The following is a 13,734-nucleotide window of genomic DNA, read 5'->3' on the forward strand; positions in this document are numbered from 1 at the left end:
CCGTTCCGACGCCGCTTTAACATGACAGCCTATCTGGGCGTATCCATGACGCTGTACCCCTGGCATGATCTTGCACATACGCGCCGTATGGCAATCGGACCGTATGCAACTGGATCACGGTGTGGAGCACAGTGTGCTAGGTAACGCCCGCTATTCTTATCCGTGCTGAACTGCGGAATCGATACGGTTTCCGGTTGTGCTGGAGAAGAAGTGCGTGTGCTCCGGGCGTGGGTGCAGGTAAATAACTTCACCAGCAGCCGGCACGTTAAACGGCTCAATTCGCACAACGAGGGTTTCGGATTCATCGCCGGAACCGAACTTGCTATCTTCGCGCTCGCCGCCAACAACTGTGCCGTAGACGTAAGCATCCGATCCAAGAGATTCGACGAAAGTAACCTTAACCGGGATCCCGCCTTCACCCTGACCAGCGATGGAAAGCGCTTCGGGGCGCAAACCGATCGTCAACGAGCCGTCCTTACCGGCGGCATCAAGAACGTCACGCGGCAGCTCGAAACGGGCGTCACCAAAGACGGCTGAGTTGCCGTCAATCCGCCACGTACCGAGGTTCATAGCCGGAGAACCGATGAAGCCAGCAACGAAAGCGTTAGCCGGACGCGAGAACATCTCCGCTGGGGAGGCAACCTGCTGGAGCAGACCATCCTTAAGTACCGCAATCCGATCACCCATCGTGAGAGCTTCGGTCTGATCGTGGGTGACGTACACGGTGGTAACGCCGAGCGAACGCTGCAGAGAAGCGATCTGGGTACGAGTCTGCACACGCAGCTTCGCATCCAAGTTAGATAGCGGTTCATCCATCAGGAACACTTGCGGCTTACGCACGATTGCGCGACCCATTGCCACACGTTGCCGCTGACCACCCGAGAGGGCCTTTGGCTTGCGGTCGAGGTATTGCGTCAGATCAAGAATACGGGCCGCTTCTTCCACGCGCTCGCGGATAACGGCCTTATCTTCGCCAGCGATCTTCAGCGCAAAGCCCATGTTATCCGCAACCGTCATGTGCGGATATAGGGCGTAGTTTTGGAATACCATCGCAATATCGCGATCTTTCGGAGTCACATCGGTGACGTCGCGATCGCCAATATAAATACGGCCGGAATTGACGTCTTCCAAGCCAGCGAGCATACGCAAAGAGGTGGACTTTCCACAACCAGAGGGGCCGACGAGGACGAGGAACTCGCCGTCAGCAATCTCTAGATTGAGGGCGTCAACCGCCGGTGTCGTCGCTCCAGGGTATATGCGCGTAGCATTCTCAAATGTAACTGTTGCCATGATTATGGCTCCCTTCACCGGCAGGTACGTGCCGGACGATCCGAGTGAAAGGTGTCCGAGTAGGTGTCGACTCTGACACAGCGCAGGTAGCGCTACCGCTTATTCTCGCACAATATCTCAGAAAGGAACATAGCTTTACGGCTTAAGGTGGAGCGGTTTGTGCCACAGTATGCGGCACAATAGAGGCACGGCGTGAATATTCTGCGTTTTCGGTGCGAACCGAGAGCGTCGAGAATACACCTGGACCTGGAAAGAGATAGCGCAGCGAAGAACACGGAAATACGCAGAGGCGATGCCAGAAAGGATGGTCGCGTCGTGGCGATGCGAGAGAGCATAGGGGGCTATCATCTGTTGGCGCAGATCGGCGCAGGCGGGATGTCCAGCGTATATCGGGCCTGCGATGACGCGGGAAATCTGGTTGCCCTTAAGCTGCTCCATCCGGCCATTGCCGCCCAGCCACGTGCGAGAGAGCGTTTGCGTCGCGAGGTCGCGATGTTGCAACGGGCGCGCGGCAAATATGTTGCGGCAGTGCTCGATGCGGAAACCGAGGATGATGACATTTTCATCGTCACAGAACTCATTGACGGGCCGACGCTAGAAGCCGATGTATTTGCCCAGGGCCCCTACCTGTCACAGGATTTATGCGAACTAGGTGAGGAACTATCGCGTGCCCTAGATTCGATTCATCGCGTTGGGGTACTACATCGGGATTTGAAACCCTCGAACGTCATGATGGGTGCACAGGGGCCGGTTTTAATTGATTTTGGTATTGCCCAACTTGGCGAAGACGTGCGGATGACGCAGACGGGTGCAGTTACCCATACCCCAGGGTTTTGTGATCCGCGAGTTATTCGCGGCGCGGCACCTGACGAGGAAGCGGATTGGTGGGCTCTCGCTGCGGTGCTTGCCTTTGCGGCAACTGGGCATGCCCCTTTTGGCACAGGCGGGCATCCGGCGATTATGCATCGGGTGTTATCTGGGCAGGCGGCCTTACCGGGTCTATGTGAGCCGGTTGCTCAGGCGTTTCGTCAGGCTCTGCATCCGAATGTGGAGCGACGCATCGGTTGTGCTGAGCTGCTTGACGTTATCCAAGCCAATCAACATTGCCGGTATATTCCTGAGGATCTCAACGCAGAGGGCGCTGTAGGTGAGGAATACGAGCAACATGATGATTGCCCGCCGACCCGTGTGGTAACAGATGTGGAACAGCGAGCGGGTATGCCATCTGCGGATGTGCCACCGGCACGTGGCGGGCATGTAGCTTCCGGCGATGCGGGAGCCGTGTATGGTATGGCACAGGGCGCGGCACAAACGATAGCGTATGGCGCAAAACAAACAGCAGATGGTTATACCGGCACCTATGGTGACTATGACGATGAAAGCTCGTGGGATGAAGGCGTAGCGCACTATTGGCCAGCTAATGGCGATTCGCAAGATATAAATGATGAGGCAGCTACCGCAGCGTATGGCGGGCAGTATTTCCTGGAATCCGATAGGGATGTAGTGGCGGATACTTCGGGGGCAACAATGCGCTATCCCGCTGCCACTTCCTCGGGGCAGGCGATTAATACGGCTGATTTACGGGCTAGCGGCGCAGGGAGTGGCGCGGAGCGGAGTCCCGAAATAACGCCAGTGAATTCGGTGGCAGGCGCATACGAGGGCGGTGGATACGGTGAGGAATATTCTGACGAATACGGCTACGGGCAATATGATTCGAGGACGGAGGAACTGCCCGCCGTACAGTATGCCGATGGGCGGGGGTATCCCGCAGATCGGATGTCTTCGTCGGTAGCTGATCCGCATGCGTTATCGCACAGATCTGCGGATCAACGCGCATATGCCCCGCACCAGCCCTATGCGCTTAACTCGCCCTATCCTGTTGCCTCATACGCGGCGCACTATCCACACTCCCCGTCGGAGGATATTTCGGCAGTTCACCCGTATGCCACCGATTCTGCTTCGCATAACGATATGCCGTCAGAACATAATGATGACTTACTGCCAGCGAAAGTTCGCCTTCTGGTATTGCTGACGTGGATAGCGCTGGCTGCTTTTGCGATCCACTGGTCGATGATTGTCGTGCCAGTATGTGCCGGATTGTTTTTCCTATGTGCCCTGGTAGGGGAATGGGACGCGAAACGTCGCGAGGAGTTGCGGCGGCGCTCTGTGATAGGGCGGCATAGTGCGGTGCGGAAGATATTGCGTGTTCCGGCGGCACTATTCGGGGCACTGTTACGCAGCATCCCAGTAGTGCTGCTGTTACTTAGTGGAATGTGGCTAACTGGATATGCGGATACGTGGGGGTCATATCCAGAACTCATTACCGCCGGAATATGTGCAGGAACGATGCTGCTTGGATGGTTCCTGCCGACGAGTTACCGTGCGCAACACGGAGCGAGAGTGATCGGTCAAGCCTTTGCCCCGACCCTCGGCTACCGGCTATTTTGGTGTGTTTTCCTGCTTGGGGTAGCTGGTCTGGGAGTGCTGTCAATGTTGGACGTTGTGCGTCGGTAAATACGCCAAACTATGCGAACGCGGCTCCCTGGCGCACGCTGTCGGCAAAATCGTGTTCCAGATGCTAGCTGACGGGTTATTTAGGCGAGTACGCTGTGAGGAGGTAGATTTGCGCGATGTTTTCCCGCATCGTGCATCGCGATCATGTGGATGTGCGAGATACTGCGTCGCGCGGTTTATTGGGCACATTCATCGATGCTAGGAATACGAGGGATTGATGGCAACACAGAATACGGCCTATACGTCGAAGAATGCGCAGACGTTAACGAAGAAAGAACGTCGGGAACAAGCTCGGGAAAAGAACCGGATTTTGCGTGAGCAGGAAGCAAAACGACGCAAGCGCAACAAGATGCTGGTTATCGGCGGATGTGTGGTAGCTCTGCTGGTTATTATCGGGGTTATTGTGCAGATTTTCGCGAAAAATACTGGCGCAAGTGAGGACGATTTTGGATCGTATAATGGGTCAGCTCGTCCGGCTGAATTGGCGAATGTGACGAAAGATTACGGGATTGACGTCAGCCCCGATGGAATGGCTGGGGTATCAGTTTCCGGGTTGAATACGATCTCTATTTATTCGGATTACACCTGCCACGGCTGCCAGAATCTAGAGAAAGGCTACAGCCAGAAATTCCATGACCTCGCCAGCCAAGGTAAGTTGAATTTCCGGTTATATCCAGTGGCGACCCTAGGTAACGAATTATCGGATGACGCGACGGCGGCCATGTTCTATGTGGCAACATACGCACCGCAAAAGGCATGGGCCTACTCGGATGCGCTCATGGCTCGCGGTACTGAGACGGTGGCCAATCATGCGCCCATCCCGCCGAAGAGCGAATATGCCGATATTGCTATTAAAGTCGGTGTGCCTGAAGAGGTTGCCAATGATCTGCCGGCCTCGATTGCCTCTCAAGAATGGAAAGATATTGCAGTCAAAGCAACGGAATCGTTCCGGGCAAAGGATTACACGGCAACGCCGACCTTGGAGATTAACGGCGTGAAAGACGATTCCTGGCTGGAAGATGGCAAGAGCCCGCAGACGGTTATTGATAAGGCCTTAGCGGCGACTCCGCCGGCAGCAAAGTAGGAGTAAGGCGGCGCTGCGGCGCGGGTAGGAATTGTCGGGTAAGGCGTTCGCTTGTGTGAACACTGCAAAGTAGGTACTACTACGCGCCAAATGCTGCACTGTGCTGGATGGCAGTGCGTTGGAGTATGGGGATCGTCTCCCGTATTGGTGTCGCGCTAATAAATCTGGCACAATGAAACACGCTTGCGAGCCATGCGCTCGCGGCAGGCCTCCTTAGCTCAGTGGTAGAGCACCTGTCTTGTAAACAGGCGGTCGTCGGTTCAAATCCGACAGGGGGCTCCACTTAATAGCCCATTTTGATCTCATAGCTCGGTTCGGTTGGCGGCGGATCAAGATGGGCTTTTTGTTTGTTGACGCGGGTTTCTGGCGGTTGACGAGGCTGCAGTGGTGGGTGCGTTGGTGTAGGCGATGCTCTGATGAGGAACGGGTGATAGCTCCGAGCGAACGATTTTAATAGCTACGATGTGAGGGGGGGGCAGGGCTCTTGGAGGGAATCGCTGCTGTATGAGCTGAGGTTTGGCAGAAAAGAAAAAGTCAAGCGAACATAGCAAACCCAGCGAAACAAACTCGACGCCATTAAACATCACCACATGCCGCTACGCAACCACGAGCAGTTTTGTTTGCTAAATGCCGGTCACTAGCCCATATCGGCATTTAATTTATCCGTCGTAATAATATGCCTCGCGCGTTCGGCCAGAAAGGAAACCCCGCAGTGAGGGAATGCCTGAAGTCGGCACAAATCCCGCCGAAGTTAGCACAGATCCCGCCGCTCGTAACGCCATATAGCCGCCACGAGTAAAACGCCCGCACAGAAAACAGTGGAGAGAAGTTTAAGGGCGAAGATAGCTGTAGGAATATGGGAGGCATTGGCGAGTGCGCTCATTGTGCTCAGTAAGCCAAGTGGCGTGTAGGTGCTTCCCCAATGCCACGCGCCGCCAATAGAAACAAATACGTACACGGCAATACCGACGCCCAGGGTTGCTCCGAGGCTTAAGAATGTCGCCTCGGCAAGTGCCATCGCGCAGATAATGACGAGAGCAAACAGGAGCCATATACCGCTGATCTCCAGGAGGGGAAATAGTGGCGCGTGGTCAAAGACGATTCTCGTCGTTACCCCTGCAATCGCGGTAGTAATACCGAGTGTGGCCAGTAACGTCAGTACCAAAGTGAATACGTGTGCCAGTAGATAGGAGCTGCGTTTAACGGGGCGGGTGAGAATCATGTGAGCCTCTGAGCTGCCCATTTGGGAGTGTAAGCGCAGTGCGCCGACGATAATAACGCTGAAAATACAGATTTGATTGAGATTCTTGATCCACCCTGAATATGCCTCACTCCACGACGGTTCTCCGAGGTTGCGCGACATAAATTCGGCGAGGGCGGGGTCGGCTAGTGCGGAAAGGATACGTGGCGTGTATTTTGCGATGATCGCTGACGTCAGGGCCATTAGTGTGAAAATGCTGAACACTACCCAGGTGCTGGCGCTGCGATAACTTCCGCGTGCCAGGAGCCGCGTCAGGGAGGCAATACCAGGTACTCTGCCTGCGGTGTTATGAGAATTCCGGCTCATTGGTTCAACTCTTTCGTCGTTGCCTGCAGATAGACGTCTTGCAATGAGGCTTTCTCTTCGGTAATGGATAGCCCAGGCAGAGCCGCTGATAGCAGTTCACGTGCCGTATTCAGATCGTCCTGCTCTCCGGTGATGTGGAGTTGGGATTTCGTGGCGGGGATAGTTTCCAGAATCTCCTCAAGCCGTCCTTGGGCTAATAATTTCCCGCGGTCAAGTAGCCCGACGTGGCTGCACACCTGTTGGACGTCGCCCAGTAGATGTGAAGAAAAGATGACCGTTGCTTTGCCGGCCAGCGATGAGATGATCTCAAGAACTTCAGCCCTGCCCATTGGGTCTAAGGCGCTGGTTGGCTCGTCAAGGATTAACAGGCGAGGGCTGCCAATGAGGGCGCTGGCAATACCGAGGCGTTGCGTCATGCCACGCGAGAAACCGCCGACTGTGCCATGCGTTCGGTGTAGCCCAACGAGCTCTAATAGTGAATCTGCGCGAGTGGCAGCAATATCGGATGGCACTCCAGATAACTGCGCGAAAGTAATGAGGGCATCTTTGGCGGTCAGCCAGCTACTGATACGGGGGACGTCGGGCAAATAGGCAAGATCGGCAATAGGGTCGCAGGGAAGTTGGCCGCGCGAATATCCGAGAACGGTGGCGTGCCCGCTAGAGGCGGAGATTAGCCCTAAAAGGATACGGATAGTGGTGGTTTTTCCGGCTCCATTTGCGCCGATAAATCCGTAGATCGCGCCCTCGGGAACGGCCAGATTGATCTGATTGAGCGCGCGGTATGTGCCGTAATCCTTTGTTAGGTTATGGGTACTGACGATTAACTCGGGCTCAGGCATTGTTACTTCCGGTAGAGGTCGTCGATAGTGGATTGGATATCTGGGCGCGTTTCGGAGGCCTTCTGGTGATGGGGACGGCCTTGAGCTTCTCGATGTGGAGGGGCTGGTTGGCGGTTATCGTTATCTTGCTTCTGCAGCGATAACTGGCTGTTTGCCGGTAAGTGGGTGTAGGTAGGTAGTTGGCTGTTTGCCGCTAATTGGCTGCCCGTAGTGATCCCGCTATCGCTATCTGAATGCATACGTGGTTCCATCTGGCGTACACGGGGTTGTTCGTATTCGGAGCGGGCACGGGCATCGCGTCGGCTCAAGATGAGAAAGAGGAGCGGCCCGATTGCTTGACCAAAAATAATGATGAGTGCCCATACGGGTTTTGCGGCACCGGCGATTGGCCCAGGAGGGGTTCGAGCCATGACGATGAACGCGGTAATGAGTAGTACAAGCTGAATGGCGAACAGGATACCGATGGCGATTTGCACCTCGCGGGGCAGCGCGGTGAGAGAATCAAATCCGTTCATTATCGTCTTCCTTGGTTGAAGCTGAGGCGGGGGCGGGCATGGGCTGGGAGGCTGGTGTGTGAGAGCTGCTTTTGAGCGCGCGAGATACGCCGTTGAGCGCTTGCTTGACGGTCGCCACTAATACTGCGGATGTGACGATAGGTGCAGCGAGTAGCCCGATAGAGGCAATGAGCTGGCGAGTATGTGGATGTTTTATCTCGCGGCGGGCGGCTTCAGCCGAAAAGAGTAGGAGGCTCTGCAACCCTAGGGCGTGAGCAGTGAGGACGATATCGGCGCTGCGGGCAGTATCGAGCGCAGATGCTGGTTGAGTGGAGGTAGGTTCAGATTCTGATTCGGATGTGTTGCCCGTTGGGATGCGAGAGATGACGATGGGTAGGGCTGCCAGGGCGATACTTGTGCCTGCGCTGAGAGCTGCGGCTGCTTTTCCGCTGGAATATCGCTGAGGTAGCCCGGTTATATGCCATTTCGTCACTACTCGGCGGGCGCGGGCGATGTTCCGAGCGTAGAGGCATGTGCTAGCCGCTCCGATCCAGGGTGCGCTCGCGAGAGCGCGCCGTGTTGTAGGAGGGATGTATGCTTCCAGGTCGGGCAGGGAATCGTCGGGGCGAATAAGGCCAAGTTTGACGGCGATGGCTCCGATGTTCAGATCCCAGCCGATACCGGCGGTGCGGGGAACGAAGATTGCGGGATTTTCAGGTTCGAAGCAGCGCAGAATTTTTCCAGTGGTATTGCTTCGAGTGGGGAAACTGACGGGAATTCCGAGAAAGCGACGGGTTCCATCTTCGGTGGTGGAGCGGAGTCTCATAGCTGAATTCCTTTCACGGATTGAGTTACTGCCTTGTGTAGGTGAAGCCATTCGTGTGTTAACGCGGTGAGTCGTTCATGACCGTGATGGCTCAGTTCGTAGATCTTTCGTGGTGGCCCGGATGGTGATTCCTCCCAGCGGGTGTGTACGGTTCCGGCTTTATGCAGCCTACTGAGTAGGGGGTAGACCGTTCCTTGGGATATGTCGAGGTGGGTTTCCGTTTTTAGGCGTTCTAATAGTTCTCCCCCGTAGGAGGGGCGGGTGGCGAGCAGGCCGAGAATGATGAGCTCTAAAGCGCCTTTACGTAGTTGTGATTCGGCCATGTGGACTCCGGTGGGCTGTTAGCAGTGTGGCTATTACGCCTAGGTTCTATGTAATACATAGTACTAGGCGTAGCAAGAAAGTCAATGGGTGATAGGAGGGGAATGGATGGCGGGGTTAATGCAGTAGTAAATGGGTTAATGCAGTAGCAACACCGGCCACTGATAATGCGCAATAGTGCAATATACACTGGTGCGGCACTGTATTCGATAAAAGTGCGCTGCGATACCCTCATAAGAGAAATACGAAGACAGTACGAAAAGGATGGGGAGAACATGCTGACGGAGCCGTCTGACCAAGCCCTGGCGCGCGGCTTGCGCCGCCTATATCAGCTACTGTGTGAGCAGGTGCCCAGTGAATCGTGGTGGCCGGGTGAATCCCGATTCGAGATCGTCGTCGGTGCTGTACTGACGCAAAATACCACATGGGTGAATGTTCAGCGGGCACTCGCAGCCCTGCGTCAGGGAGATCTCCTGAATCCTCAGTCAATTGTGGATATGCCGCGTGGCGATCTGGAAAATGCCATCCGACCGTGTGGCTATTACCGAACAAAAGCGGAGTATCTGCGGAGCATCGGGCACTGGTTTTTAGAGCGTGACGCTGAAGCTTGCCTCCTGCCGTGTGACCGCTTGCGTCAGGAACTTCTTGCCCTACGTGGAATCGGCCCGGAAACTGCCGACGATATTCTCCTCTACGTCTACCACCATCCCGTATTTATCTACGATGCGTATGCGCGCCGATTGATAGCGGCTGCCGGTTTAGGGGATTATGCCCACTATGAAGCCGCTCGTCGGGCGCTCGATCCAGCAGTTAACGCCGCCCAATTTACCGTAGCGGAATTAGCGCAATTCCACGGTCTGATTGTTGATTCTGGGAAAATAGCGCGCCGCTATGGAGGCTGGGAGCAGGCCTATTCGTGTTTATTAGATGGCACTTTTGGGCAGTAAATTAGCAGTTTGTTCCTTTCGTATTAAGTAGGCGCTCTATTAAAGCTCTATTAAGGAGGAGCTAGAAAAGGATGCGCCGGGCGGGTATAGCGAGGGCTTCTGGCATGTGGATGCCTTATGAGTCTTGGTTAAACGGACGGGTGTGCGAAGCCTTAGCGGCATTGTAGGCGGGCTATTCGGTCGGTTGCTAGCTCACCTCTGGTAAGAAATGCCGTTCGTGGCTCGCAGATGGTTTATGGGCGAATCCCGTCTCGATATGTGCCTTGCCTGCGGCGAAGGATATTCCAGGTGCGATCCTCGTGCCTGGTCCTCGTCGGTGCTTATGCGGATACGTTTTATATGAATTCCTGCCCTGCCTCGCGTCACATGTGGGTATATGCCCGATAGGTGAGGCGATCCCCCGCAACACGCATAGCGATTAAAAATAGTAAGAAAACATTGCGATCCATGCGATATTGTGGCGGATAATCCTATGGCCATGGGCGAGATAGGCTATGCGGAATATACTGAAGGCGTGGGAAAGAAAGTGGATATGAAACTTCCTCGGCGCAGCGCTATCGCTATGCAGGCCGGGCGTATTGCGGCGCGAGCCTCCCAACTTATGGGGCGAGGCTCTGGCGGGATGATTGGCGGAGCTATCGCAGAAAAGATCAGCCCGAAAATTCTGGCGCAGTTAGCGGCGCAGAAGAAAACCGTCGTCGTCTCTGGAACGAATGGAAAATCCACCACGACGGCAATGGTTCGCGCGGCGCTCAATACGATAGGTCAGACAGCGTCGAATGATAAAGGCGATAATATGGGCTCTGGCGTGCTCAGCGCTTTGATGAACCAGCCAGATGCGCCCTACGCGGTATGCGAGGTTGACGAGCTGCACGTCCCCTTGGTTTCTGCCAAAATTCGCCCAGCCGCCTTTGTGTTACTCAATCTTTCTCGCGATCAGCTAGACCGAGTTGGCGAGATTGGTCATGTTGAAAAACGGCTCCGGGCGGCTGTTGATGATAATCCGCAGGCTACGGTGATTGCTAATTGTGATGATCCGTTGATTGTTTCTGCAGCGATGGATAGCCCTCGGGTGATCTGGGTGAGTGTGGGCTCGCGATGGTACAACGATTCGGTGAGCTTCCCGCGCGGGGGCAAGCCGATTGTGCGCCAAGGGGAGGATTGGTACGTCAAGGATTCGCCCTATCGACGTCCAGATCCGGATTGGATGGTGCGTGAGGGCGTTCTGATTAATTGTGCTGACGAATCTCAGCGGTATTCACTCGATCTTGCAGTGCCTGGTCAGGCTAATCAGGGCAATGCTGCTCAAGCTATTGTGGCTGCTCATGCTCTAGGCGTTCCGATGGCAGACGCGGTAGAAGCAGTCCGAGCAGTGCAGACGGTTGCTGGTCGCTATGCAACATATTGTGTTAATGGGCGGCAGATTCGGATGCTGCTCGCGAAGAATCCGGCTGGATGGCAAGAAGCTATCACCATGATTAATACGGAGATTCCCAATCTGATTATTGACGTCAATGGTCAAATTGCTGATTCGACGGATCTGTCCTGGCTGTGGGACGTCGATTTTGATGAGTTGGCGCGCACCTATAGTCGCGTTATCGCCTGCGGAGATCGAGGCTTAGATCTGGCAATCCGCCTGCAATACGCCGGAATCGACGTGACGTATGTTCCGGGAATTATGCAAGCCCTGGAGGCCTGCCCGTCGCAGGCCAAGGTGGAGTTACTCGCTAATTACACTGCTTTCCGCGACGCAAAGAAAATCTTTGATCGGGTAGGCACTGTCTCGGGTGCGATGACGGAGGAAGAATAGTGAACTCGGCACTGCATATCGGAGTTATTGATCCGGAAGTCCTCGGGACGTATGGCGATACAGGTAATGCGAGCGTTTTGGCTTACCGTGCTCGGGCACGCGGCATTGACGCACAGATCCACATGATTCATCTCAATCAGGCGATCCCCACGTCAATGGATATTTACGTGATGGGTGGTGGCGAGGATGCGGCTCAGGCTATCGCTGCCGAACACCTGCGCGCGAATCGGGATTTTTGCCAGAAAATTGAGTCGGGAACTCCACTGTTAGCGATCTGTGCGTCGTTGCAGATTCTCGGTAATTGGTATGTAGACGCGCGTAATCAGCGGGTTGAGGGCTTGGAATTACTGGATATTACTACCTCCCCGCAAGGTCATCGTTCCATTGGTGAGCTGGTGAGTGAGCCGATGTTTGGCGGGTTGGCGCAAGAATTAACCGGATTTGAGAATCATGGTGGGGCGACGAGTCTCGGCCCAGACGCACGGCCCTTAGGGATCGTTACCGCTGGCACGGGCAACGGGGGAACGACGGCTGTGGGGCAGCCAGGTTTAATGTATGACGGAGTGGCGCAGCACGGCATTATTGCGACATATATGCACGGTCCGGTGCTGGTTCGCAATCCAGAGTTGGCAGATTATCTTATCCGCCAAGCGACGGGGATGGCGTCCTTGGAGGAGCTAGAGATGCCCTTGCTTCACCAGCTCCGAGCTGAGCGGATCAAGGCGGCACGCAGCCAGCACGCGCAGCGTTAGGAAATCGTCGCAGTTTGGAAGGCGCAAGCCGTTCTTTCGATTATTCCTCGATTGTTTTGGTTGCTTTTCGGTTGCTGCTCGTCTGTGATGGTGCTCGTCGGGCATCGTGATCTCGTGAACCTGCTACCGGCAATCTGGAATTTTCGGTGTATGCAACAAAGAGAGTAGCGAAGCAAAACCACGGCGTGAGGCGAGCTGCGCCGCTCTCGTGTCTCTTTCGGCTGGCAAAATTGTGTGCCGCGAAGCGGGCGAAGTTATGCGCCCATGAGGATTGCAGCATTTTTATATGTATGCCGACGTTACACTGCGTTGTGATAGAGATCGAGAAGCATAGCTGTGACGGCCGGATCGTCGTTCATCGGATTTAGATAGGAAAAATCTGTGCCGCCGGCGTTCAGGAACGCCTCTCGGTTAAGAACGTCGATTTCGTCAAGGGTTTCAATACAATCCGCGAGGAATCCTGGCGTACACACTAAGACGCTGCGCACAGCTTCTTCTTGTGGCAGGCGGGCCATTTCGTCGATTGTGGCTGGCCCGATCCATTCACCTGGTCCGAATTTCGATTGGTAGGTCAACACGCCGGGGATATTGAGTTCACTAATAGCGCGATGGTGGCAAATAGCGTCAAATGTTTCCATGCACTGTGTGCGGTAGTACTCCGGTTCGTGGCGGGGATGGCGAGGGACGCCGTGAAATGAGAATACGATTCGATCAGGGCGCGATTCGAGGCGGTCAATCCGTTCGCGTAGTGCCTGAGCGTGCCAGTTAATGTAATGCTTTTGGCAGGTGAACTGGGAAATGATTCGCAAGTTCGGGATACGAGTGGCCCGAAGATAGTGACGAAAAACCTGATCTGTGATTGCTGCAACTGTTGACGGGGCGTACTGCGGATAGAGCGGGATGATCGTGAGATCTTCGACGCCCTCACGTTCAAACTCGCGCAAGGTCTCCGCGATACGTGGCGCGGTATATGCCATCGCATATTTGACGTTGACCTGCGGTAATGCCTCGGCAAGCTGGGCGTGTTGGGCTTGTGTGTAGTGGACGAGCGGGGATTGATCGCCCATCCAGATGCTTTTGTAGATGGGTTTCACTTTTCGTGGGCGCACCCGACGGACAATCCCGTGCAGGACGGGTAGCCACAGCCATCGAGGCCAGTGTACGACCCGATGATCGGCGAGAAAAGCGGCAAGAAATTCGGAAATATCGGCTTCTCGGGGAGAATTAGGGCTGCCTAGATTGACGATAAGTAATCCGTATTGCGTGGCTGTATTATTCACACTCAAACTG

Annotated in this window: 12 protein-coding genes and 1 tRNA gene; 6 read left to right on the forward strand and 7 right to left on the reverse strand. The window is 55.0% G+C overall.

Going from position 1 to position 13,734, the window contains the following annotated elements; all coding sequences use genetic code 11:
* Window positions 1–156: 156 nt before the first annotated feature.
* The gene (locus ACLHIJ_RS00865) at window positions 157–1,290 is read right to left on the reverse strand and encodes an ABC transporter ATP-binding protein (RefSeq protein ID WP_411297518.1); all 1,134 of its coding nucleotides are present in this window, start codon (window positions 1,288–1,290) and stop codon (window positions 157–159) included.
* Window positions 1,291–1,611: 321 nt separating this feature from the next.
* On the opposite strand from ACLHIJ_RS00865, the gene ACLHIJ_RS00870 reads away from it, so the two are divergent.
* From ACLHIJ_RS00870 to ACLHIJ_RS00880, 3 genes are all read left to right on the forward strand, one after another.
* Window positions 1,612–3,804: a serine/threonine protein kinase gene (locus tag ACLHIJ_RS00870; RefSeq protein WP_411298384.1), complete on the forward strand. Its 2,193-nt coding sequence runs from the start codon at window positions 1,612–1,614 to the stop codon at window positions 3,802–3,804.
* A 217-nt stretch (window positions 3,805–4,021) separates the two neighbouring features.
* A complete protein-coding gene (locus ACLHIJ_RS00875; RefSeq protein WP_411298250.1) occupies window positions 4,022–4,888 on the forward strand; it encodes a thioredoxin domain-containing protein in 867 nt (288 codons plus the stop codon).
* 207 nt (window positions 4,889–5,095) lie between these two features.
* A tRNA-Thr gene (locus ACLHIJ_RS00880) sits at window positions 5,096–5,170 on the forward strand.
* Window positions 5,171–5,639: 469 nt separating this feature from the next.
* On the opposite strand, the gene ACLHIJ_RS00885 is transcribed toward ACLHIJ_RS00880, so the two are convergent.
* Genes ACLHIJ_RS00885 through ACLHIJ_RS00905 form a run of 5 tightly spaced genes read right to left on the reverse strand, consistent with a single transcriptional unit; the run spans window position 5,640 to window position 8,937 of the window.
* Window positions 5,640–6,455 carry a hypothetical protein gene (locus ACLHIJ_RS00885; RefSeq protein ID WP_411298251.1) on the reverse strand — a complete coding sequence of 272 codons (816 nt, stop codon included), beginning with the start codon at window positions 6,453–6,455 and terminating at the stop codon, window positions 5,640–5,642.
* Complete coding sequence (locus tag ACLHIJ_RS00890; RefSeq protein ID WP_411297514.1) at window positions 6,452–7,294, reverse strand: ABC transporter ATP-binding protein; 843 nt, start codon at window positions 7,292–7,294, stop codon at window positions 6,452–6,454. Before ACLHIJ_RS00890 ends, ACLHIJ_RS00885 begins: the two co-directional genes overlap by 4 nt.
* 2 nt (window positions 7,295–7,296) lie before the next feature.
* Window positions 7,297–7,809, reverse strand: coding sequence for a PLD nuclease N-terminal domain-containing protein (locus ACLHIJ_RS00895; protein WP_411298252.1), 513 nt, complete (start codon window positions 7,807–7,809; stop codon window positions 7,297–7,299).
* The gene (locus ACLHIJ_RS00900; protein WP_411298253.1) at window positions 7,796–8,614 is read right to left on the reverse strand and encodes a DUF5808 domain-containing protein; all 819 of its coding nucleotides are present in this window, start codon (window positions 8,612–8,614) and stop codon (window positions 7,796–7,798) included. Before ACLHIJ_RS00900 ends, ACLHIJ_RS00895 begins: the two co-directional genes overlap by 14 nt.
* Window positions 8,611–8,937 (reverse strand): PadR family transcriptional regulator, encoded by a 327-nt coding sequence (locus ACLHIJ_RS00905; protein ID WP_411298254.1) that lies wholly within the window; start codon window positions 8,935–8,937, stop codon window positions 8,611–8,613. Before ACLHIJ_RS00905 ends, ACLHIJ_RS00900 begins: the two co-directional genes overlap by 4 nt.
* Window positions 8,938–9,210: 273 nt before the next feature.
* Between ACLHIJ_RS00905 and ACLHIJ_RS00910 the strand changes: the two genes are divergently transcribed.
* The 3 genes from ACLHIJ_RS00910 to ACLHIJ_RS00920 all read left to right on the forward strand — a co-directional run bounded on the left by ACLHIJ_RS00910 (window position 9,211) and on the right by ACLHIJ_RS00920 (window position 12,444).
* The gene (locus tag ACLHIJ_RS00910; RefSeq protein WP_411298256.1) at window positions 9,211–9,882 is read left to right on the forward strand and encodes an endonuclease III domain-containing protein; all 672 of its coding nucleotides are present in this window, start codon (window positions 9,211–9,213) and stop codon (window positions 9,880–9,882) included.
* A 514-nt stretch (window positions 9,883–10,396) separates the two neighbouring features.
* Complete coding sequence (locus ACLHIJ_RS00915) at window positions 10,397–11,692, forward strand: MurT ligase domain-containing protein (RefSeq protein ID WP_411298257.1); 1,296 nt, start codon at window positions 10,397–10,399, stop codon at window positions 11,690–11,692.
* The gene (locus ACLHIJ_RS00920) at window positions 11,692–12,444 is read left to right on the forward strand and encodes a type 1 glutamine amidotransferase (protein ID WP_411298259.1); all 753 of its coding nucleotides are present in this window, start codon (window positions 11,692–11,694) and stop codon (window positions 12,442–12,444) included. Before ACLHIJ_RS00915 ends, ACLHIJ_RS00920 begins: the two co-directional genes overlap by 1 nt.
* A gap of 299 nt (window positions 12,445–12,743) precedes the next feature.
* Here ACLHIJ_RS00920 and hemH read toward each other — a convergent pair whose 3' ends face one another.
* Window positions 12,744–13,724, reverse strand: a complete 981-nt coding sequence (gene hemH, locus ACLHIJ_RS00925) for a ferrochelatase (RefSeq protein WP_411298260.1) — start codon at window positions 13,722–13,724, stop codon at window positions 12,744–12,746.
* Window positions 13,725–13,734 lie beyond the last annotated feature (10 nt).

The organism is Trueperella sp. LYQ141 (genome assembly GCF_046599555.1).
GTDB lineage: Bacteria > Actinomycetota > Actinomycetes > Actinomycetales > Actinomycetaceae > Trueperella.